This is a genomic window from Ruegeria lacuscaerulensis, assembly GCF_013033355.1.
Lineage (GTDB): Bacteria > Pseudomonadota > Alphaproteobacteria > Rhodobacterales > Rhodobacteraceae > Ruegeria > Ruegeria lacuscaerulensis_A.
In genome coordinates this window covers 89,688-109,724 of the sequence record NZ_WQDY01000010.1, presented here as the reverse complement: position 1 = coordinate 109,724, position 20,037 = coordinate 89,688, and the positions used below count along the sequence as shown (strand labels likewise).

The window sequence follows — 20,037 nt, the reverse complement described above, 5'->3', positions numbered from 1 at the left end:
TCAGATGTCCTGTCGGTTGACGCTCGTAATCAGCACGTTTTGAACGCTTTTCCCAAGATCCTTCTGCGCCACCTCAAGCAAAGCCTTGCGCAATACATCAAGATTATCAGAGGTGGTGAAGTTGCCATCAAATCCACCCATGTTGGCGTGATCGAACAAGACCTGCAGGAAACGATCCCTCAGCTTGGGCTCAATCGCATAAAAACTGTCGGATATCCCGCCATCCGCTTCAAGGCTCAGTGACATCGTAACCATGCCCGAGATCCGTTCGGCCTCGACAACCGGAATTACGAATTGTTTGGAAAGCTTCAGATACTCCATCCCACCTGACTTGTCTTTCTTGCCAGCCGATTTGGATTTGGCGTCTTTCTTTTTTTCTTTTGCTTCGGTCTTGCCGGCTTTGTCTGCTTTTTTCGCGTCGCTTGGCTTTACCTCGTCCGACGGTGACAGAACGACGCCTGCGCCGATACCGCCACCGAGACCAACCAACAGAAAAATAACGGGAAGAAGTTTCTTAATCAAAGCGCGACCTCAGAACGGCAAAAGTGTATCAAGGACCTGCTGCCCGTAGCGGGGCTGCTGGACGTCGGTAATCTGGCCACGGCCACCATAAGACACGCGCGCCGAGGCGATTTTGTCATAGGTAATTTCATTCTGTCGCGAGATATCCTGCGGGCGCACATAGCCTGTGACCAGCAGCTCTCGCAGTTCGAAATTCACTCGCAATTCTTGTGAACCGGAAATGGCCAGCACACCGTTGGGAAGCGCATCGATAACAGTAGCGGCGACCCGCAATGTCAGCTTTTCCTTGCGTTTAACCGAGCCCTTCCCACGACTGGACGACGCCGAGTCGATCGAAACCGCTTCATCCAAAGACGCCCCTTCAGGCAGTTGTTCCAGCGCCCTCTGCGGCAGGCCAAACAGACCCGGTATCTCAAGGTTTTCAGACCCGGACCGAGACCGGTTCGTGTCGTTCGAAATTTCAGCTTTTTCGTCAAGTTCGATGACAACAGTTAAGATATCGCCTTTTTTGATGGCGCGCTGATCCCCCAAAAGCGATTTCTGCCCCCCGGTCCAAAGCGATGATTGGTCAACAGGCCGCTGCGGTTGAGTATGCAGTGGCAAACCCGGCCAGAGCATCGCGACATGTTCCGGAGAATCCTCGTTCGGAGTAAAACTGGGCGGTTTGCCCAGATGATCCACGCGGCCACAGGCCGACAAAGCAAGCGCGCCCAAAAGAACTGTTTTGGCAAGTCCTGACATCATTTTACCTCGATTTGACCGTCGAGCCGGATGAGACCGGTCACGGTGGTTCGGGACGACAGATTCATCACTCGGATCCGGTCGCCAACAGCCCCACGCCCCAACGCGCGTCCTTCGGCAGTGATTGACAGAGGCTGGCGGTCAAAAACTAGAACCACCAGGTCATTGCGGTCCACGAGTGCGGGTGGGCCGAAGTCACCCGCGCGAATGGGGCGACCGGGATAAAGCGCCACTCTCGCTTCCTGTCCCACCAGAATATCCGGGGTCGCAACCGCTCCGGGAACGTCCTGTTCCTTGGTGACAAGGTCGGTGGGCGCGATGATCTCTTTCGCGCGAATTGTGCGGGTTGGTACGACGATATCGGCAAGCGCCGCAGAGGGCCCCGCCAGGGCAAGGATCAAAAGAAATGTCCGCATCAGCGCACCTGTGTCGTCGCGCCCATCATCTGATCAACAGCAGAGATGACTTTGGCGTTCATTTCATAGCCCCGCTGGGCCTCGATCAGTTCGGTGACCTCACGCACGGCGTCGACGGAACTGTCCTCGAGGTAACCTTGCCGCAACGTGCCCAATCCGTCCTCACCCGGAGTGCCGACTACGGGCGCGCCCGAAGCCTCGGTCTCTTTGAACAGATTGCTGCCGATCGCCTCCAGACCTTTGGCGTTCGAAAAGCTGGCCAATGTGAATTCACCCAACAGCTGACCTTCTGGCGCGTCGTCGAAATAGGCATAGACCTCGCCCGATGCGTTAATCGAGATCGATCTTGCATCGTCTGGAATGGTGATTTCGGGCGCAACAGCGAACCCGTCCGAGGTGACGATCAGCCCCTCAGCTGATCGCTTCAAACTGCCATCGCGGGTAAATGCCGATTGGCCATTGGGCAACGTGACTTCTAGATAGCCGCGCCCCTCCACAGCCACATCAAGATCGCTACCGGTGGCGGACAAAGCACCCTGCGCCAATTGTACGGTGACGGCAGCAGGCCGCACGCCAAGGCCAAGTTGAATGCCCGTAGGCAGAACTGTGCCGTCATTAGCGTTCACAGATCCGGCGCGCGCCATTTGCTGATAATGCAGATCAGCAAACTCAGCCCGGCGGGCGTTGTAGCCTGTGGTGTTCATGTTCGCGAGGTTGTTCGAGATCGTCTCGACCCGCATTTGCTGCGCGGTCATGCCCGTCGCTGCGATTTTCAATGCTCGCATGTCAGATCCTCCGTTCTAATGTCAGCGCATCAGCGCTTTGAGCGCGCCCCGCACCCGTTCGTCTTCGGTTTCAAGAAAGCTCTGGCCCAGCTCATAGGCGCGCTGGATTTCGACCAGCCGTGTCACTTGTTCGATCGCGTTGACGTTGGACCCTTCGAGAAAGCGATGAACGATCACCGGCTCATCGATCGGCACTACGTCGCCTTCGCTACGGAACTGCGTGCTGCCTTCGCGCACCAGAGACTTGGGATCTTCGACCCGGTAGACACCAAGCTGTCCCAGCAATTGCCCCTCAATACTGAGGGTGCCGTCACTGCCGACGTCGATCGAGGCCGCGTCGGGGGGTACAAAAACCGGCGCGCCGTTGCTATCCAGCACACGGTGGCCATCCATCGTGACCAAATCTCCCTCGGCGCTGGGCGAGAACGCCCCTGCCCGTGTCAATCGATTGCCGTCCGGAGTTTCGACCATGAAGAATCCATCGCCTTCGATGGCGAAATCAAAATCGCCCCCAGTCTCAGTCAGAACCCCTTGCTGCAATGACGTGTTGCGCACCTCGGCCCGCGCCATTGACAAGGACGGATTGCCGGGCATGTCGCGCACGAATTCGGAAAACACCAAGCCTTGCGCGCGGTATCCGGTGGTGTTGGCATTGGCGATATTGTTCGCCACCAGCCGCATTTCGTTCATCAGCCCCGACTGGCGGGACAAGGTGGTATAGGCGGTATCCATCAGCGACCTCCGGCGATCAGCGGGACAAGGGTTGTGGTGAAAAACGTCACCAGCGTCTGGGTCATGAACCCCATGGAAATCCAAAACACGATGACGATGGCGATCAGCTTGGGCACGAAGGTCAGCGTCATCTCCTGCACCGAGGTCAGCGCCTGGAACAGGCCCACGATCAGGCCCGAGACCAGCGCCACCGCCAGGATCGGGACCGAGGTGATCACCGCGACCCACAGCGCCTGACGCACGATGTCATAGAACAGACCTTCGCTGAGCATCGCGTCAGACCGGCATCCGCAGGATTTCCTGATAGGCCTCGACCACTTTGTTGCGCACGACCACGGCCGTCTCGACCGCCAGTTCGGTCTGCGCCAGCGCCTGCACCAGCGCGTGCGGATCAGCCTGGCCGGTCATCGCGGTCTGCGAGATGGCCTCGGACTGTTTCAACGTCGCGGCGAAATCCTGAAACGTACTGCGCAATCCTTGCGCCATTCCGGCGTGATCGGGATCGGCCTGCGTTGCAGAGCGCGCGCCAGCATAGTTCTGGGCAGCATTGAGGGCTCGGATATCCATTCTGGTGTCCTTTATTTTCTGAGGAGTTCCATCAGGCTCGACGACATCTGACGTGTCTGGTCGAACATCTTGAGATTGGCTTCGTAACTGCGCTGTGCCTCGCGGGCGTCGGCGATCTCGATCATCAGATCGACATTCGAGCCGCGATAATGGCCGGTCTCATCCGCCATCGGATGACCGGGGTCGTAAACGCGCGACGCGTCGCGGCGGTCCAGCTTGACCCGCCCGGCCTGCACCACCTCGCGCCCGTCTTTCTGCACGGTTTCAAAAGGCACGGTCTTGCGGCGATAGCCCGGCGTATCGGCGTTAGAAATATTCTCGGACACATGTCGCAGACGCGCCGATTGCGCGCGCAGGGCGCTGGTCGAGGCGGCAAGGGAATGGGAAAAATCACTCATCTGGTTGCCTCCTTATGACCGACCGAGGCTAGTGCGCAGGATGTTCATCGAGGATTTGTAGATGGTCAGCGCGCGGTCATGCTGGCGCTTGACCTCGACCGCCTTGAACATCTCTTCCTCGACGGACACACCATTGCCATTGGGATCACCCGAAGGCGCGACGTCATATTCGGCCCAGGGCTGCGACGCGTTGTTGCCGTTCAAATGCCCGGCGCGCGTTGCGGTCATCGCAGCCCCGCGCCCGGTCATTTCAAATGCTTTTTGAAAGGCCTCAAGATCGCGGGGCTGGTAGCCCGGCGTATCCGCGTTGGCCATGTTGCGCGCAATTACCGCCTGCCGTTGCCCGGCATGGGTTGCCATTGCGTGCGCTGTCTTAAAGACGTTCAGGTCATAGAACATCGGAGCTTCTCCCTCGATCAATTTCAATCAAGGCTTAACCCCGATTCCTTTAGAAACCGTTTTCAGAAACCCGTTGGAGAACCCACGATGTCCGATCTCGGCCCAAGCTTTCTGAAATGCGAATTCGACCGTCTTTCCGCCGTGCGCCATATGGGGCGTGTGTCCGGCGTGGCGCGTGGAGTTGTTGAAATTCAGGGACTTGAAGGGCAAGCACGGATCGGCAATCACCTGACCCTGCGGCGGCGCAACGGCCCCGATCTGGCCGGAGAAGTGCTGCATGTCGAATCGGACCTGATCCACATGATGCCCACCGCCGCACCTGATGGCGTTTGTCTGGGCGACCGGGTGATTCTAGAGCAGACGCCTGAGTTTGCGCCGGGGATGCATTGGCTGGGGCGGGTGGTCGATCCGTTCGGGAAACCACTGGATGGCAAACCTCTGCTCTCTGGTACGCAGGAGCGCGACATCATGCAGGCCCCGCCCCCCGCCGTGGCCCGAAAACCACTGGGCGCGCGGATGGAGACGGGGTTGGCCATGCTCAACACCATGCTGCCGGTGGTGCAAGGACAGCGCGTTGGGCTGTTTGCGGGCTCGGGCGTGGGTAAGTCGACGCTGCTGGCCACGCTGGCCAAGTCGATGCAGGCGGATGCCGTTGTCGTCGCGTTGGTTGGGGAACGTGGGCGCGAGGTGAATGAATTCGTCGAACACGCGCTTGGGCACGAGGGGATGAAACGGTCGGTTGTGGTGGCCGCGACCTCGGACCAGTCCGCGCTGGCCCGCCGACGCTGCGCCTGGTCGGCGATGGCGGTGGCTGAATATCTGCGCGATCAAGGGCTGAACGTGCTGTTCCTGGCCGATTCGGTGACCCGCTTTGCCGAGGCGCATCGCGAAATCGCCGTCGCCATGGGCGAATCCCCGTCCCTGCGCGGTTTCCCTCCGTCGGTTACACCGCTGATCGCCGGTCTATGCGAACGCACCGGACCGGGCACAGCGGATCAGGGCGATATCACCGCCGTGTTCAGTGTTCTGGTGGCCGGATCGGACATGGACGAACCCGTGGCCGATATTTTGCGCGGCGTGCTGGACGGCCATATTGTCCTGAGCCGCGAAATTGCAGAGCGCGGGCGATTCCCGGCCATCGACCTCAGCCGCTCGGTCTCGCGCAGCCTGCCGGGTGCCGCGTCCGAGGATGAAAACCGCATGATCGCCGAGGCCCGCAAGCTGGTCGGCAGCTATGAACAATCCGAGGTGATGATCAAGGCGGGGCTCTATTCCGAGGGCGCGGACCCGCTACTGGATCAGGCCGTGCGGGTGCATGAGGAACTGGATGCTTTCTTTGCTAAATCTGAATCAGATGGAATCAAGAACAGCTTCAACCACCTGCAGCTGATCCTGCGACGGGCCGGGTCCACGCTGGCGCGACAGTGAAATCCGAACAGTTTTAAGTGTTAAACCCACCTTAAGACCTGCCCGGCTACCCCTGTAGTCGGGTGATAGAAAAGGTGGTGGAGATGGGTGCGCAATCCAATGCGGCGCCAATCATCATCAAGAAGAAACGTGTGTCAGGTGGCGAAGGCCACCACGGTGGCGCGTGGAAAGTGGCATATGCCGACTTTGTCACGGCCATGATGGCGTTCTTCATGTTGATGTGGCTGCTGAATGCAACGACGGAACAACAACGCAAAGGGCTGGCGGATTATTTCTCGCCAACGATTCCGGTGAATCCAGTCTCGGGCGGAGGCGACGGAGCCTTTGGCGGCAACAACATGTTTTCGGAATTGACCATGGTCATGGATGGCTCGGGTGCCAGTCAGCGCAGCCCCACCGCCGCCCGTCAGGCACGGGGGTCGATCGGTGTCGCCAATGAAGGGGGCAAGCATAGCACCGAGGAGTTCTCGACCCTTGAAGCGCGACTTATGGGACGAACCGGAGAGAGCATGGTCTCGGACAAGGTGCTGAAACACATTGTCACGCGAGTGACCGATGAAGGGTTGGTGGTCGAACTGTTCGACACAGAGGATCAACCGCTTTTCGAATCGGGCAGCGACACACCGACTGCGATCATGCGTGCTCTGGCGCTATTGGTTGCCCGTTCTTCGGACCTTGTGACCAACAATATCGCGGTTGAGGGCCACGTTGGCTCGTCTCCGGTCGTGGTGGCCAGTAATCCGGTTTGGACAGTATCGACATCTCGCGCGCAGAAAGTGCGTCAGATGCTTCAGGATAAAGGTGTTCAACCAGTTCGACTGGATCGGATTACCGGTCACGCGGATCGCGAAATACATGATGAGAACCCGATGGCGGCGCGCAATAACAGGATCGAGATCATCTTTCTGCGCAATTCCTGATATGAAAAGGATAGGACGCATTTTACCTGTTAGCGCGCTGTTAAGGCCCAGCGCGTTAGCTGTTGCATCAAGGATTGACGCAACAGAAGGGCGTGCCCATGACTATTTCATCTTCATTGAATGCTGGCGTGGCTGCATTGAAGGCCAATGCAAATCGGTTGGCAACGATTTCCGACAACATCGCCAACTCATCCACCTTTGGGTACAAGCGGGTTGAAACTGATTTTCATTCCATGGTCACGTCTGGCCAAGGCGGCAGCTATTCGGCGGGCGGTGTGCGCACCACCAGCCAGCGACTGATCGACCAGCGCGGCTCGCTGGTAACGACGAACAACTCGACCGATCTTGCAGTACGCGGGCGTGGGATGCTACCGGTGCGTCCCAGTTCCCAGATCGCGGGTGGTTCGAACGAGATGTTGTTGACCACAACCGGTTCGTTTCGCACCAATGAAGAGGGGTATCTGGTCACCGAATCCGGTTTGGTTCTGCTGGGCTGGCGGGCAAATCCTGACGGGTCCATCCCGGCGGTACCACGTGACACGCCCGCCGCGCTGGAGCCCATTCAACTTAGTGTCAATCAGTTGTCTGGCGCGCCAACCACGCGGATGAACTTGCGGATGAACTTGCCTGCTACCGCAACGGATGCAGGGGCATCTGGGGACAGCCAACCTCTGTCCGTCGAATATTTTGACAATCTGGGCAAATCGGAAAGCATCGATATCGAACTGGTGCCCACCGTTCCCCCAAGAGGGTCCAGCAATGAATGGACCATGATCATGCGCGATTCGGCTTCGGGCGGCGCGGTGATCGGGGAATATACTTTGACCTTTACCGACAGCCGGACAGCAGGCGGCACCCTTGCCAGCGTCACGGCAGTTTCGGGCGGTGCTTATGACCCTGCCACCGGCAGCGTTGTGGTGAACGTAGCGGGCGGCCCGATGGAGGTTAATATCGGCCAGATCGGCGACGCAGATGGGATCACACAGTTGTCGGATACATTTGCACCGGTTTCGATCACTCGGGATGGGTCAGCTGTGGGAACGATGACCAGTGTTCAGGTCGACGAGAACGGCTATGTCTACGCGTTTTATGACACTGGCGTCAGCCGCCGTATGTTCCAGATTCCGTTGGCAGATGTTCCAAATCCCAACGGTTTGACGGCATTGGACAGCCAAACCTATGCACCGTCGCGCGAAAGCGGCACGTTCTTTTTGTGGAATGCGGGCGAAGGTCCGACGGGTGATCTGGTTTCTTTCGCGCGCGAGGAATCCACAACCGATGTCGCGACCGAACTGACCTCGATGATCCAAACGCAGCGGGCTTACTCTTCAAGCGCGAAAGTCATCCAGACGGTCGATGAGATGCTGCAGGAAACCACCAACATCAAACGCTGATTTCGGCGCTAACCCAGCGAAAGGACCCGTGCCATGAACATGTCGACGGCCCTGAACAATGCCATTGGCGGTCTTACGGCCGCCAGCCGCGGCGCCTCGGTAGTGTCCGAAAACATCGCCAACGCGCTAACGCCCGGCTATGCACGCAGAAGTTTGGAACTGACGACGAACACGATTTCTGGCCATGGCGTTAGAACCGTCGGCGTGGTTCGAAACCAGGATCCTGTGCTAACAGCCAACCGCCGCACCGCAGATGCCGAACTGGCACGTCAATCGACCGTTTCAGGTTTTCACAGCAGAATGGAGGGACTTGTCGGCACCCCGGATGACGCCACATCCCTTGCAGCCCGTCTGGCCGATTTCGACGGCGCTTTGATTACCGCGTCCAGTCTGCCCGACTCGTCAGAGCGTCTGGATCAGGTTGCCCGCACGGGTCGCGATCTCGCAAACAGTCTGAATGCTGCCTCGGAAGGGCTGCGTGATCTGCGGTCGGACGCAGATCGGTCAATTGGTCGATTCATCGACAGGCTGAACCAGACGTTGACCGACATTGAGGCATTGAATGCCAAAATTCCCGCCGTCAAATACGCCGGTGGTGAGATTGGAGCCTTGCTGGACCAAAGGCAGGTTCTGATCGATCAAGTCAACGAGGTTATTCCAGTTAATGTTGTGCCTCGGGCCAATGATCAGGTGTCCATCTACTCGGATGGAGGGTTGATCTTGCTTGAAGGTACAGCAGCCGAGTTTACGTTCACCACAACTGGCGAGACCAAGCCCCATATGACTGTGGCAAACGGCTTGTTGTCGGGCCTGCAGATGAACGGAAACCCGGTTCGCACCAGCGGTGACAACGCGCAGATCAAAGGGGGTGCTCTTGCCGCTGAGTTCGAAATCCGCGATGAGCTTGCTGTTGAGGCCCAGGGTAATCTGGACACGGTCGCGCTCGATCTGATCGAGCGGTTTGAAACACCGGGTCTGGACCCTACGGCGCTGGCCACCGATCCAGGGTTGTTCACTGATGAAGGCAATCGTTTTGATCCGACTGCGCCTGCCGGGCTGGCCTCGCGGATTAACCTGAATTCCATTGTCGATCCTGACAACGGCGGCCAAAGCTGGAAATTGCGCGCAGGCCTAGGGGCAATAACCCCCGGAGACCCCGGAAACGCCACGCAATTGCAGGCGTTCGGGGCCGCTCTATCGCAAGCGCGACCGGTAGCCGGATCCCCTTTCGGGACCGGAGACATGCGCGCATCCGACCTGACCGAGGCGCTTCTATCCAGGACCGGTGCGAATGCGCACACGGCCAGTCAACGTCTGGCTTTCGCCAATAGCGCCCAGCTCGAGATGACCAAGATCGAAGCAAAACAAGGCGTGGACACGGATCAGGAGCTTCAGCGTCTGATCCAGATTGAACAGATCTATTCAGCGAACGCGCGGCTTATCTCGGTCGTGGATGAGTTGATGGAAACACTGCTGAGGTTGTGATCATGACTTTGACATCTATAGGTGATTTGGCGCGCGGCCTCACTCTGAAAAGCCGCGCAACCGAAATCAAAACCCAGATCGAAACTCTGTCCTACGAAATGTCAACGGGCAAAGTGCAGGACGTCAGTGGCCGTCTGGACGGGGACTATTCTCATCTGCTTGATCTCGATCGCAGTCTGTCACAGCTTGAGGCATTCAAAGTCTCAACTGCCGAGGCCAGCTTGTTCACCGATGCCATGCAGCTAAGCCTGACGACGATTGACGACTCGGTCGGAGAGATAACCGCTGCACTTTTGTCTTTTGGCACGTCCAATCAAGCGGTTACCCACGAAAACGCTTCGGTACAGGCAAGGAATGAGCTGGACACGATCATTTCAGCACTGAACACCCGTGCCGGGGGGCGCAGTCTGTTTTCAGGCGCAGCAACGGATGTCTCACCCTTGCCGACCGCAGACACGCTTCTGACAGCGCTTGAGGCCGAGTTGACCGGGTTGGTCACGGCAACAGATATTCAGCAGGCGGCGGAAGACTGGTTCAATGACCCCACGGGGTTTGACGCGGTTATTTACCAGGGTTCGGCGGCAACGCTTTCTGCGATGCAAATCTCTGAGAATGAAAGCGTCAACATACCGGTAACTGCGACCGACCCGGCGCTGAAGGCCGCGATCAGGGACATCGCTGTCGCTGCTCTGGTTTCGGATAACGCATTGAACCTACCCCGCGATCAACGAACCGCGCTGTTCAAGCAGTTGGGTGTCGATCTGGCCAACACGCAAAATGAAACAGTAAACCTGCGCGCTCTGGTCGGTGCAGCAGAAGCCCGAATTGATCAGGCGGCAACACGCAACAGCGCAGCAATGACAAGCCTTGAATTCAGTCGAAACGAACTGATTGCCGCGGACCCTTATCAAACCGCTGCGCAGTTGCAGACAGTCCAGTTTCAATTGGAAAGCCTGTATTCCGTAACCGTTCGCAACGCGAACCTGTCACTGGTGAACTTCCTGAGATGAGAGTTCTGGTTTTCATTTTGATGTTGCTGCCTGGTCTGGCCTCGGCCGGCGCGATCCGGTTGAAAGATCTCGTGGACTTTGATGGTGTTCGGGGAAATGACCTTGTCGGCTATGGCCTTGTGGTTGGCCTGAACGGAACAGGGGATGGGCTGCGCAATTCCCCATTCACCGAGGAAATCATGTCCAACATCCTCGAGCGTTTGGGCGTGAACGTGAACGGTGAGGATTTTCGGCCCAAGAACGTGGCCGCCGTGTTGGTAACCGCCAGCTTGCCACCATTTGCCAGGGTCGGAGGCCAGATTGATGTGACGGTTTCAGCCATCGGGGATTCCAACAGTCTTTTAGGAGGCACCCTGATCATGACGCCCTTGAACGCAGCGGACGGTCAGATCTATGCGGTCGCCCAAGGCACCGTTCTGGCAGGTGGTGCCGCTGTCGAGGGCGAAGCCGCGTCTGTCGTGCGCGGGGTTCCGACCTCTGGCGTCATCCCCTCTGGGGCGAGGGTCGAGCGCGAGATTGATTTTGACCTTTCGTCACTGACACAAATGCGGCTGGCGCTCAGAGAGCCGGATTTTACTACTGCTGGCCGGATTGAGTCTGCAATCAACACGGAATTTAATCGCCCCGTTGCCATCATGCGAGATTCTGGCACGGTGGAGTTGAACATTGCCGCGACACAGTCGATCTCGACTGCGCATGCGTTGGGTCGGATCGAAAACATTCTGGTCGAGCCGGAAACCAAAGCGCGCGTCGTCGTGGATCAGCGCTCTGGCACGATTGTCATGGGCCAAGAAGTCCGCATTTCGCGCGTTGCAGTCTCGCAGGGGAACCTGACCCTCACGGTAGAAGAAGCCCCTATTGCAGTACAACCCAACCCGTTTGCGCGTGGTGAAACAGTTGTTGTCCCCAGAACGATCGCCGGGATCGAAGAAGAAGAAGGGACTGGTTTGGCTGAAATCCCCGAGGCAACAACCTTATCTGAGGTTGTTGCCGGCCTGAACGCATTAGGCGTTTCCCCCCGCGACATGATCGATATCCTGAAAACGATCAAAGCCGCTGGGGCATTGCACGCGGAATTCGTGGTGCGTTAAGGGTTCGGCGGGGCCATGGGCCCCATCCTGCCTTTCGCGAAAGAAGAACGGGATTACTTGGATTTCCAGCTATCCAGCCACTTCCTGAACCTGCTGCTTTGCTCTCCAATCGCATCCCCGGCGGCATATAACCCGTCTTCGACGTTTTCGATCACGGGATCGACCCGCGCCGCGCGGAACCTGCGCCAACGCACCCATATGGCCCAGACGATCGCGAAAAAGACGGTCAGGAAAATGATGTTGAACCAAGGTATCAGCCGTACATCGGGGCTATCGACCGGGCGAACAGAAACAGCATTTGGAAAGATCGACATTAGCTGATTACGCCAGCCGTAATGGCGTAGCACCACCCATTGCGGGTTATCCGCAGTCGAGACCAAATTGGTCAGTTCGGCCTGCAGGTTCGAACTATCGAGTTTGAAGTATGGTGGCCATCCCCAGCCGGTATCTTCATTGCGGTAAACACGCGGTTTGCCATTGGGGCGGAAGGTTTCCACAAAGCGCACATCGCGATTGACGGTCTGCGCGCCCTCTTGCCCGGTATCCTGCTGCGCCCAGAAGATCGAGTTCTCACCGAAATCGACGCGCCGCACCTCGGTCTTGACGATCCGCACCACATCCTGCTGCGGCAGGGTGTATTCCAGAACCGAGGCAACAAGCCCCCAGAAGACGATGATGAATGCCCATTTGATATAGACCATCTATTCGGCCCTCACATGAAATTTGTTATATAGATCAGCAGGGCAATGCCCCCCAGCGGGATGACATAGACACCCAGCAACAGTTTCTTTCGAAACGAGTTATCATACTGCCGCATCCCCCGCTGTAGAAATGCGTCACGATCGCCGTGCAGCCCTTTCTTTTCCCAATGTGCGATCAGTTTACGACGGCGTATCAGACGGGAATAGATCGACAACCCGACATAAATCACTGTCAGAATGACCAGTAAGGGGATCAGAAAACGGATTGCGACGATCATTCAGCTTCTCCCTACCGCGCCCCAGGGGCCGACCCGCGCGATGACCGCGTCGCTGACCCGGTCGGTGCCGCTCATGTCCGGTTCATGGCCAAACAGCGCGGCGCGGGCACCGGCCTTGTCCACCTGATACTCGCGCGCGAGGAAGTCGGCAACATAGGCTTTCTTGGTGTCCGGCCAGGTGGAATAGGTCCGGTAGAACAGCTCTTTGTGGCAGATGAACATTTGGCGCGGGTCCAGCGGGGCCAATTCGGCCAACAGCATGTTGATCAGATCGCGGTTCGGCGTGTCGGCGGCGCGCAGCGTATAGAAATAAGCTGGGTGGTCCGAGGTGATCCGCGGCCACGGCCCTCCGTCACTGGCCCAGCGCAACAACTGGGCGAGGCCATGATAGGCCTCGGGCAGGTGATCAGCGTGGTTGCGGGCCAGACGGCGCATATCGCTGCGGTCCAGCCCGGTCAGGTCAACGCCTGCGTCAGCTGCAGCATGGATGGTCAGGAAATCCATCTTTTGCTGCAACACAGCAGCCGAGTTCACGCCGCGCGCCTCGATGATGGTCTCGACCAGAGAATTATCGTTCAGGAAGGCCGCAATCTGGTGCCGTTGCACCGGATCGAGCACGTGGTTCAACGGCAAATCATCAGCCCGCTCGCCCATGCAAATCGCCGCCGGATAGTCCAGGTCAGGGAACAGGTAGAGCCCGCCGAAATGCGCCGTCCAGAAATTGCGCTGTTCGAACGCAGTGTGACGCAGGTGAACGGGGTTTCGGGTGACGTCCCCGGTTTCTTTGGCGGTTTCGATCATTTTGGCGATCAGCACATCGTCGAACCAAGCGTCCTCTTGGGTTTTGAACTGTTCGACCATACCTGCAAGTTGTTCAGCCCTGCGCAGAGTACCGCCCACCGTGTCGGCTTCAATCTCAATCTTGCGTAGGTTCAGAAGATCGGCGGACGTGGTGAGTTTGAAGACCGAGTTCACCAGCTCTCCGGCCACCGCATCCGTGGCGGTCAGGGCGAACAACTGCGCCTCGTTCATCTCGATGAACTCGCGCAGAATATCGCGCGAGGTCGAGAATTTGACGTTCAGCAACGGCGCGCGTTTCTGTTCGGTCGTCAACAGGATGAATTGCCGGTTGACCCCGTTGGGGTTGAGGTAGAGCGGGTCGTCCAATTCCTGCCCCACTTCGGGCGAATAGCCCGAGATATCCACATGGAAATCTGTCAGATCAGTGATCTTGCCCGCCAAATGCTGCAACGCGCGGTTATACCGCTCGACCAAGGCCGGGCTGGAAATGTGGACGAGGTTGCCAAACATCAGGCCTTTTTCGATGAGACGGATCATGGAAGATACCTTTTGAAAACCCATCGCTCCAGAAGAAGCAAAATTGATAAGATCACGCCGAGGAAACACCCAAATACTAGGAAGCTGAGAAAAACTTCGTTTGGTGAATCCGTTGTGCCACAACTACGAATGACCCGGAAGTTTTCGGGCATCAGCCCTTCCCAACCGCAAATAGTGGTGGTCATAAATACAGCCAGAATGACTGCAAATAAGACTGCGGCGATGATCACTCTCAAGTTCGTCACCTCATCATTCTATTTAGACGACCAACAACCACAATTGCCAGCACCAACAGTGGCAGCGCAAACGCCCGCGCGGTGATCTGCAAGTTGAAGCCGATATAAGACACCACACTGCCTTCAAACAGGATCAGGGTCTCGTCCCACGACGCGCCTTCAAAGCCGCTGCCTGCATTCACACCGAACTGAGTCAGATACAGAACCGCAACGGCGCCCAGAAATCCGAACACACCCCAACGCAGGGGCAGGATCAGGCCCAGTACAAGCGCCAAACCAGAGATTGCGAGAGTTAAAGTCATGTCATTACGTCCTTTTCCGGCGATGCGTGACTGCATACGCTCCGCCGGCCAAGATCATTGCGGGGACGAACCAGAACAACGCCTGCGCAAGAAAATGTGAAGGGGCCTGACCCGGACCAAAGGCGTGGACCAATGAGGCGGGGCGCAGGACCGAGGCACCGTTGATCCAGATTTCAAACAACGCGCTCCAAACGTAAGTAACCGCAAAAATAATTAGCGCCATCATTGCAAAGGCGGGCCGGGCAGCTGCGCGGCGACGCGCGACCGTGATGCCGAAAAACAGGCACGCGCCGATCAGCGATCCGAAGATCAGGATCCAGCCGCCGGTCATGTTTTCCCCTTCAGATACCGCCGCTTGGCTTCTTCCATCCGGCCCATTTCGCGGACGGCGTTCTCGATGGCGACCTCGTCGCTCTTGTCGGCATAGCGGAATTCACTGTCGGCATAGCGGTTGATTTCCTGCATCACCATGTCCACCGTGATCGGCTGGCGCAGGTCCTCGATCATTGCCTTTTTGGTGTCGTAGTCGCGGAACAGGAACAGGTCGGGGTTCTCCATCCACTCATCAGGTAGTTCGAAATCCATTGCGCGGACCTTGACCGCGTCGGTGATGTTCTTGATCGCGCGACCCGTGAACCGCTCATCCGCTTGCTGTATCGCCTTGAGATAAGTGCCCAGCTTGGCGATCGTATCCATCTGGCCGATCTCGCCGGAGACCCGGTCATAGACCTGCATCAGTGCATCCTCATGCGGGCGCGCATGGCTTTCGAAACTGGCGGCAACAGCCTTTTTGATTTCTTGCGCGGCATAAGCCTCGTGCTCGCCCAGCGGGATGTCATGGTTGCGGCCCATCAGCAGATGCAAGATGTCGATGTAGTCTTCGCGCGTCTGCGGCCCGTCCACCAAAAACCGCGCTCCCGCCCGCTGGCGCAGAGCATCGTCCACGTTCTCAGGGTAGTTCGAGAACATACCAAAGGTGCAGTTGCCGCGTACAACGGTGTTGGCACCCGCAAAGCTCTCCATCAGCACAGCGGTGATTTCCAATTGCCCGGCTGAGGACTGCCGGTCGCCGCGTTTGCCTGCCAATTGGTCGATATCATCGATGGTGCCAAAGCCGATAACCGAGGGGTCGATGATCGTGTTGATAAACGCCTTGGCGTTCTGGCCGGATTTGCCCTGATAGCTGTCGATATTGTCGGTGCTCAGGTTTTGATAGCGGAACGGATAGCCCGCGTTCTGGCAATAATCGTTGATCAGCCCGGCCATCATTTGGATCAGGGTGGTCTTGCCTGTGCCCGGTTTGCCGTCGCCCATGAAGGTAAAGATGAACCCGCCGAGTTCCGCAAACGGATTCAGGCGGCGGTCAAAGTCATAAGCCATCAGCATCTTGGCCAGCTTCATGGCCTGATATTTGGCGATGTGGTTGCCCACCACCTCGTTCGGCTTCTTGAACGTCATGGTCAGGGTGGTGGATTTGGCCTTGGAGGCGGGCTCGAACCCCCGGATCGTCAGGTCGTCGGCCTCAATATGCCACGCGGCGTTCTGGAACGGGGCCAAATGATCCGCCGACTGCGCGCGCAGGGCAGCCTTGTCCATCAGTTGTTCAGCATAGGCGCTCGTGGCCGCGATCAGATGCACATCATCGGGGGCGTGTTTTGCCAACACTTGATCCAGTTCCCACAGGGCACCATGCAACGCAAGCTGGCCATTGTCGGTCAGGACCTCTTCGATCTCGCCGAGGTCGACGGTGGTCTCGCCCAGATGCGAAGACATCAGGTAGGCCAGCGCATTCCCGAAGGTATGGGCCGTGATCAAAGCCTCAGCCGTCAGCAATTCCGAGAATTCTGTTTTGCGCGCGGCGGGCAGATCCCCCGCCAGGTTGGCGCGTTTCAGATCGGCCAGCGGGGTCTGTTCCGCATAAGCCTCGGCCACGCCCAGAGCGATCGCAATCGCCCGGCGAATGGCTTGCTGTGTTGTGGCTTGCGGTGGCGAGACCAGTGTATCGCCGTCGTCCGAAGCCTCGATCCGCTCAACCAGATGCACCCCGTCCGCGCGCGCGGTGCGCCGCGTCACCAGCCCCGGCGTCGTGGATCGAAACCGCCGTCCGGTCGAAACACCCGGAGACCGCTCAACCGCTGCCTCAACCGGTTTGGCAATCCGCGGCGCGTGTTCGAACCCGTTCAGCAAAGCGGTCGCTGCCGGGTAATGCTTGCGAATGTCGTCTTCGCGCAATTCCATCTGATCTGACGTCAAACTCATTTAAAAAACCGCCGTTGCTTCTTCTGTTCAAAAATACTTCCGCCCGATGCGAAAAAACTAGTATCTCAACACCTGCCCGGTCTTGCTGACAACGAATTTGCGCACATCAGCAAACCCTGGCGGGCTGCGCTCGGCCAGCACCTGAAACGGGCGCTGGGGCAGGATGATCGACCGCTGCGTTTGCGTCGCTCCGGTCTCGGCCCCCTGCCCGCCGAACGGGTCCAAGGCGAACACCTCTCGCTCGACGGTCGAGAACCACCCAGCGCGTTCTTCGATTACGTCCTCGCTTTCCAACTGTTCCATGGTCCAGGCCAGCGCCCAATCCTGACCTTCGGGGGCCTGCGCGTCCTCCAGCACTTGCCGCAGGGGTCCGGATTGTTCCGTATAGGCCGAGGAATACATCGGGCCCACATGGATGCGGCGCAGGTGTTTGGGGTGCAGGTCGTCAAAATCCTGATCGAAGCCCGTGGCGATCGTCACCAGCTTCAGCCCGCCCAAAGACTGCGCCATCAGATGCGCCTGTACCTCGGGCCAGCGACGCTGGTCCTTGGGCAGGGCCGTGCGCCCGCTGTCTTCCAACTTCATCATGTAGATGACTGGCAGGTTGATCTGGCTGTCATAAACCGCCCAGTGGATCAGAAACTTGCGCCGATCCCCTTCATTCCCGAGCCAATGGCATTCGGGATCGTTACGGGCCCAGAACAGCTGTCCTTTCAGCAATTCCTCGTAATAGAGCCTTTGCGACAGTGCGAATTGCAGCTTGGTCGGTATCTCGCAGTCACCAATGATGGTGCGCACCATGTCGGTTTTCAGATCGTCGGCTGATGGCATATTGGCCAGATGCACCTGCGCCTGCTGCGCGTCGTTGGCCATGGTCAGCAACTCGGCCGCCACCGGAAACCCGCTGTCGCGCTTGTCCATGGCAAGGCTGCCAAAGAACCGCCCCGTATCACGCCCGACCAGCAGGTATTTCATGGACAGTGCCCGGAACGTATAGAGCAACCCGGAGAGGTAGCGCGACACGATCCGCACCTCTTGCTTGCTGATCGCGCCCTCGGCCTCCATCGTCGCGGCCACGCGAAGGAGGTGGACGGTGATCACCTCGAATTTGCGGAAGTAGCGACGCGAGGCGAAGGTGTCGGTCAGGCCGACATGGTCTTGGACGGGGTTAGTCATTTGGGGGCTTTTTGTAGTTTTCGCCAAACATGTGCCGGGCATGATCTTTGCCATACAAAAATTCGATGCCTTCGCCCAACCCGTAGTTTCTGAAACTTTCTAAACAGAGTTGAGCGGCCCCTAGGAACGCAACAATCACCCCCATCGCTGCAGCTACCGAGCCGATCGAGATCGCAGTTTTATTCGCGAAACTGATTCCGAACGTGAAAGCGACCCCGCTGGAACAAGCTGCAACGAGGACGAACAATCTCAGAGCTTTCTTCTCAAAATCGTTCATCCGCCGCACAAACTCCTAAAGCTTTTCTTAACAACCACTTTTAGCCCAAAAGGGGCAAAGGTGCCGGTCAGGCTGACACGCTCTCGGGTGGGGTTAGTCATGCATCACCACCGCCAAAGCCACCAAAATCCCGGCCGGGCGACTGCCCGCCATCGCCATGGTTGTTGGTTGGTACGCTGTTAATTGCTTGCGACCTGCGAAACATCTCCAACCGATAGGTAGACCAAATAGCTCCGAGAGCACTAGCACCGCACAATAAGTAGAATCCATTCACCATCATCGTCAGAAAAAAGATTAGAAAAGCGAGCCCAATTGCACCCCAAACAAGCTCACCGTTTCGCTCGACCCATGTCTTGCTTTTGTCTTGCTCCAAGAAAAATGGCATTCGTCGCAACCAGCCTTTTCTTATCCACCATACAAATTCTTATCATGCTTCTCGACAATCGCCGCGAACCGGCGGGCAAAGCGTTCATCCGCCTTGGCTTTTTTCTCCAGCACGTCGCGGGCAAAGACCATGTGGCCTTCGTGCGCCTCAAGCATGTCGGCCATTTTCTGGTTGGTCGCTGTGCCGATGGCGGCCATGGCCGTCTGCGCCTCTTGGTCGGTCTGCACGCCGATCTCGTTGATGCGGTGGGCCACGTCCTGCTGCTGCGCGGTTTTCAGCGATTTGGTCAGGGCATCGTACAGCACCACGCGCTGCTGCGTGTCTGTCTGCAGCTTGTTGATCAGCACCATCTGCGTCGCCGCCTGGTTCTGCAGTGAATCGACCCAGGTCTTGCCCTTTTCAATGTAACGCTCCAGCGTCTGAGACTTAGCCAGCTTGACCTGCTCTTCCTGAACCTTGGCGTTGTATTGCTTGTTCAGTTCGGCCAGCTCGGTTTCAAGCTGAGTGCGCGCGGCGGCGTCCTGTTCGACGCTGATCTTGTTTTCCAGCGTAATGATGGTCGGGTCCATGCCCTGGATTTCAGCCCGCAATGCTTCCAGTTCGGCCACTGTCGCCTCACGATCATCCAGCGTGCCGGTCAGGTTGTCCTCGACCTTCACGCGCTGTTCCTCCAGCACGGACAGCTGCCCTTCCAGCAGTTTCACGATCACGTCGGATTTGGCGATCAGGTCCTGCAGCTTGTCGTCGATATTGGCGGTGCGCATCCGCTCCTGCCGCATGGATTCGGACTTGCCCTTGGCGAAGATGCCAACAAAACTCTCCCACCCGGTTTTCGAGCGCATCTCGTCGAAATCCTTGGAGAACGCGTTGGTGACGTCATCCAGACCCATGATCAGCTCGGCAATATTGGCGTTCATCACCTCAGTATGGGCGTGCACATCTTCCAGCGTAGCGTTTTCGATGTCGATATCGGCCTCGGCCGTGCCAATCTTGGCCCGGGCGGCGTCAATGCGCGAGGTCAGGTTTTCGATCTGCGACTGGCTTTCGCGGACTTTCGCCTGCGTTTCTTCGATCAACGCGTCAAATCTATGGTTCGACATCTGCACTATCCCCTTTTTTGTTCAATTACCCAATAAGATAGGGAATGTTACATCTATTTACATCCCCCGAGAGACAAAATTCCTGCAAACTGTGGCA

24 protein-coding genes are annotated in these 20,037 nt (G+C 57.7%); 6 read left to right on the top strand and 18 right to left on the bottom strand.

The window, feature by feature from the left end:
* The 9 genes from GOW48_RS16885 to GOW48_RS16845 are packed head-to-tail and all read right to left on the bottom strand — an operon-like array spanning window position 1 to window position 4,560.
* Window positions 1-522 (bottom strand): flagellar basal body-associated FliL family protein, encoded by a 522-nt coding sequence (locus tag GOW48_RS16885; protein WP_170755366.1) that lies wholly within the window; start codon window positions 520-522, stop codon window positions 1-3.
* 9 nt (window positions 523-531) lie between these two features.
* Window positions 532-1,263: a flagellar basal body L-ring protein FlgH gene (flgH, locus tag GOW48_RS16880; RefSeq protein ID WP_170755365.1), complete on the bottom strand. Its 732-nt coding sequence runs from the start codon at window positions 1,261-1,263 to the stop codon at window positions 532-534.
* Window positions 1,263-1,679, bottom strand: a complete 417-nt coding sequence (gene flgA / locus GOW48_RS16875) for a flagellar basal body P-ring formation chaperone FlgA (protein ID WP_170755364.1) — start codon at window positions 1,677-1,679, stop codon at window positions 1,263-1,265. The genes flgH and flgA overlap by 1 nt, the downstream gene beginning before the upstream one ends.
* Entirely contained in the window at window positions 1,679-2,464 is a 786-nt protein-coding gene (gene flgG, locus GOW48_RS16870) for a flagellar basal-body rod protein FlgG (RefSeq protein ID WP_170755363.1), read from the bottom strand. Before flgG ends, flgA begins: the two co-directional genes overlap by 1 nt.
* Before the next feature lie 21 nt (window positions 2,465-2,485).
* Complete coding sequence (locus tag GOW48_RS16865) at window positions 2,486-3,196, bottom strand: flagellar hook-basal body complex protein (RefSeq protein ID WP_170755362.1); 711 nt, start codon at window positions 3,194-3,196, stop codon at window positions 2,486-2,488.
* Window positions 3,196-3,468: a flagellar biosynthetic protein FliQ gene (locus tag GOW48_RS16860; protein ID WP_170353788.1), complete on the bottom strand. Its 273-nt coding sequence runs from the start codon at window positions 3,466-3,468 to the stop codon at window positions 3,196-3,198. Before GOW48_RS16860 ends, GOW48_RS16865 begins: the two co-directional genes overlap by 1 nt.
* A 4-nt stretch (window positions 3,469-3,472) precedes the next feature.
* Window positions 3,473-3,763: a flagellar hook-basal body complex protein FliE gene (gene fliE / locus GOW48_RS16855; protein WP_170755361.1), complete on the bottom strand. Its 291-nt coding sequence runs from the start codon at window positions 3,761-3,763 to the stop codon at window positions 3,473-3,475.
* An 11-nt stretch (window positions 3,764-3,774) separates the two neighbouring features.
* Window positions 3,775-4,161, bottom strand: coding sequence for a flagellar basal body rod protein FlgC (gene flgC / locus GOW48_RS16850; protein ID WP_170353790.1), 387 nt, complete (start codon window positions 4,159-4,161; stop codon window positions 3,775-3,777).
* 12 nt (window positions 4,162-4,173) lie between these two features.
* Entirely contained in the window at window positions 4,174-4,560 is a 387-nt protein-coding gene (locus GOW48_RS16845; RefSeq protein WP_170755360.1) for a FlgB family protein, read from the bottom strand.
* Between the two features lie 87 nt (window positions 4,561-4,647).
* On the opposite strand from GOW48_RS16845, the gene GOW48_RS16840 reads away from it, so the two are divergent.
* The 6 genes from GOW48_RS16840 (at window position 4,648) to GOW48_RS16815 (ending at window position 11,888) form a co-directional block, all read left to right on the top strand.
* Complete coding sequence (locus tag GOW48_RS16840; RefSeq protein WP_170755359.1) at window positions 4,648-5,988, top strand: FliI/YscN family ATPase; 1,341 nt, start codon at window positions 4,648-4,650, stop codon at window positions 5,986-5,988.
* An 83-nt stretch (window positions 5,989-6,071) separates the two neighbouring features.
* The gene (locus GOW48_RS16835; protein ID WP_170755358.1) at window positions 6,072-6,908 is read left to right on the top strand and encodes a flagellar motor protein MotB; all 837 of its coding nucleotides are present in this window, start codon (window positions 6,072-6,074) and stop codon (window positions 6,906-6,908) included.
* A 98-nt stretch (window positions 6,909-7,006) separates the two neighbouring features.
* Window positions 7,007-8,302: a flagellar hook protein FlgE gene (locus GOW48_RS16830; protein ID WP_170755357.1), complete on the top strand. Its 1,296-nt coding sequence runs from the start codon at window positions 7,007-7,009 to the stop codon at window positions 8,300-8,302.
* A 33-nt stretch (window positions 8,303-8,335) separates the two neighbouring features.
* The gene (flgK, locus tag GOW48_RS16825; RefSeq protein WP_170755356.1) at window positions 8,336-9,787 is read left to right on the top strand and encodes a flagellar hook-associated protein FlgK; all 1,452 of its coding nucleotides are present in this window, start codon (window positions 8,336-8,338) and stop codon (window positions 9,785-9,787) included.
* Window positions 9,788-9,789: 2 nt separating this feature from the next.
* On the top strand, window positions 9,790-10,797 hold the full coding sequence (locus GOW48_RS16820; protein ID WP_170755355.1) for a flagellin: 1,008 nt from the start codon (window positions 9,790-9,792) through the stop codon (window positions 10,795-10,797).
* Window positions 10,794-11,888, top strand: coding sequence for a flagellar basal body P-ring protein FlgI (locus tag GOW48_RS16815; protein ID WP_170755354.1), 1,095 nt, complete (start codon window positions 10,794-10,796; stop codon window positions 11,886-11,888). The genes GOW48_RS16820 and GOW48_RS16815 overlap by 4 nt, the downstream gene beginning before the upstream one ends.
* Window positions 11,889-11,941: 53 nt before the next feature.
* On the opposite strand, the gene GOW48_RS16810 is transcribed toward GOW48_RS16815, so the two are convergent.
* From GOW48_RS16810 to GOW48_RS16765, 9 genes are all read right to left on the bottom strand, one after another.
* A complete protein-coding gene (locus GOW48_RS16810) occupies window positions 11,942-12,589 on the bottom strand; it encodes a DUF1523 family protein (RefSeq protein WP_170353798.1) in 648 nt (215 codons plus the stop codon).
* An 11-nt stretch (window positions 12,590-12,600) separates the two neighbouring features.
* Complete coding sequence (locus GOW48_RS16805) at window positions 12,601-12,867, bottom strand: hypothetical protein (protein ID WP_170353799.1); 267 nt, start codon at window positions 12,865-12,867, stop codon at window positions 12,601-12,603.
* On the bottom strand, window positions 12,868-14,205 hold the full coding sequence (locus GOW48_RS16800) for a DUF6638 family protein (protein WP_170755353.1): 1,338 nt from the start codon (window positions 14,203-14,205) through the stop codon (window positions 12,868-12,870).
* Between the two features lie 241 nt (window positions 14,206-14,446).
* Complete coding sequence (locus tag GOW48_RS16795) at window positions 14,447-14,743, bottom strand: hypothetical protein (protein ID WP_170755352.1); 297 nt, start codon at window positions 14,741-14,743, stop codon at window positions 14,447-14,449.
* Window positions 14,744-14,747: 4 nt separating this feature from the next.
* On the bottom strand, window positions 14,748-15,074 hold the full coding sequence (locus GOW48_RS16790; RefSeq protein ID WP_170755351.1) for a hypothetical protein: 327 nt from the start codon (window positions 15,072-15,074) through the stop codon (window positions 14,748-14,750).
* The gene (locus tag GOW48_RS16785) at window positions 15,071-17,002 is read right to left on the bottom strand and encodes an AAA family ATPase (RefSeq protein WP_170755350.1); all 1,932 of its coding nucleotides are present in this window, start codon (window positions 17,000-17,002) and stop codon (window positions 15,071-15,073) included. Before GOW48_RS16785 ends, GOW48_RS16790 begins: the two co-directional genes overlap by 4 nt.
* A gap of 57 nt (window positions 17,003-17,059) precedes the next feature.
* The gene (locus tag GOW48_RS16780) at window positions 17,060-18,178 is read right to left on the bottom strand and encodes a hypothetical protein (RefSeq protein ID WP_170755349.1); all 1,119 of its coding nucleotides are present in this window, start codon (window positions 18,176-18,178) and stop codon (window positions 17,060-17,062) included.
* The gene (locus GOW48_RS16775; RefSeq protein WP_170755348.1) at window positions 18,171-18,455 is read right to left on the bottom strand and encodes a hypothetical protein; all 285 of its coding nucleotides are present in this window, start codon (window positions 18,453-18,455) and stop codon (window positions 18,171-18,173) included. The genes GOW48_RS16780 and GOW48_RS16775 overlap by 8 nt, the downstream gene beginning before the upstream one ends.
* Window positions 18,456-18,860: 405 nt before the next feature.
* Window positions 18,861-19,940 (bottom strand): coiled-coil domain-containing protein, encoded by a 1,080-nt coding sequence (locus GOW48_RS16765; protein ID WP_170755346.1) that lies wholly within the window; start codon window positions 19,938-19,940, stop codon window positions 18,861-18,863.
* Window positions 19,941-20,037: the final 97 nt, after the last annotated feature.

Excerpts from the sequence above, each read along its gene's own strand:
- flgH (WP_170755365.1), bottom strand. The coding sequence starts at position 1,263 with ATGTCAGGACTTGCCAAAACAGTTCTTTTGGGCGCGCTTGCTTTGTCG.
- flgA (WP_170755364.1), bottom strand. The coding sequence starts at position 1,679 with ATGCGGACATTTCTTTTGATCCTTGCCCTGGCGGGGCCCTCTGCGGCG.
- flgG (WP_170755363.1), bottom strand. The coding sequence starts at position 2,464 with ATGCGAGCATTGAAAATCGCAGCGACGGGCATGACCGCGCAGCAAATG.
- GOW48_RS16865 (WP_170755362.1), bottom strand. The coding sequence starts at position 3,196 with ATGGATACCGCCTATACCACCTTGTCCCGCCAGTCGGGGCTGATGAAC.
- GOW48_RS16860 (WP_170353788.1), bottom strand. The coding sequence starts at position 3,468 with ATGCTCAGCGAAGGTCTGTTCTATGACATCGTGCGTCAGGCGCTGTGG.
- fliE (WP_170755361.1), bottom strand. The coding sequence starts at position 3,763 with ATGGATATCCGAGCCCTCAATGCTGCCCAGAACTATGCTGGCGCGCGC.
- flgC (WP_170353790.1), bottom strand. The coding sequence starts at position 4,161 with ATGAGTGATTTTTCCCATTCCCTTGCCGCCTCGACCAGCGCCCTGCGC.
- GOW48_RS16845 (WP_170755360.1), bottom strand. The coding sequence starts at position 4,560 with ATGTTCTATGACCTGAACGTCTTTAAGACAGCGCACGCAATGGCAACC.
- GOW48_RS16840 (WP_170755359.1), top strand. The coding sequence starts at position 4,648 with ATGTCCGATCTCGGCCCAAGCTTTCTGAAATGCGAATTCGACCGTCTT.
- GOW48_RS16835 (WP_170755358.1), top strand. The coding sequence starts at position 6,072 with ATGGGTGCGCAATCCAATGCGGCGCCAATCATCATCAAGAAGAAACGT.
- GOW48_RS16830 (WP_170755357.1), top strand. The coding sequence starts at position 7,007 with ATGACTATTTCATCTTCATTGAATGCTGGCGTGGCTGCATTGAAGGCC.
- flgK (WP_170755356.1), top strand. The coding sequence starts at position 8,336 with ATGAACATGTCGACGGCCCTGAACAATGCCATTGGCGGTCTTACGGCC.
- GOW48_RS16820 (WP_170755355.1), top strand. The coding sequence starts at position 9,790 with ATGACTTTGACATCTATAGGTGATTTGGCGCGCGGCCTCACTCTGAAA.
- GOW48_RS16815 (WP_170755354.1), top strand. The coding sequence starts at position 10,794 with ATGAGAGTTCTGGTTTTCATTTTGATGTTGCTGCCTGGTCTGGCCTCG.
- GOW48_RS16810 (WP_170353798.1), bottom strand. The coding sequence starts at position 12,589 with ATGGTCTATATCAAATGGGCATTCATCATCGTCTTCTGGGGGCTTGTT.
- GOW48_RS16805 (WP_170353799.1), bottom strand. The coding sequence starts at position 12,867 with ATGATCGTCGCAATCCGTTTTCTGATCCCCTTACTGGTCATTCTGACA.
- GOW48_RS16800 (WP_170755353.1), bottom strand. The coding sequence starts at position 14,205 with ATGATCCGTCTCATCGAAAAAGGCCTGATGTTTGGCAACCTCGTCCAC.
- GOW48_RS16795 (WP_170755352.1), bottom strand. The coding sequence starts at position 14,743 with ATGACTTTAACTCTCGCAATCTCTGGTTTGGCGCTTGTACTGGGCCTG.
- GOW48_RS16790 (WP_170755351.1), bottom strand. The coding sequence starts at position 15,074 with ATGACCGGCGGCTGGATCCTGATCTTCGGATCGCTGATCGGCGCGTGC.
- GOW48_RS16785 (WP_170755350.1), bottom strand. The coding sequence starts at position 17,002 with ATGAGTTTGACGTCAGATCAGATGGAATTGCGCGAAGACGACATTCGC.
- GOW48_RS16780 (WP_170755349.1), bottom strand. The coding sequence starts at position 18,178 with ATGACTAACCCCGTCCAAGACCATGTCGGCCTGACCGACACCTTCGCC.
- GOW48_RS16775 (WP_170755348.1), bottom strand. The coding sequence starts at position 18,455 with ATGAACGATTTTGAGAAGAAAGCTCTGAGATTGTTCGTCCTCGTTGCA.
- GOW48_RS16765 (WP_170755346.1), bottom strand. The coding sequence starts at position 19,940 with ATGTCGAACCATAGATTTGACGCGTTGATCGAAGAAACGCAGGCGAAA.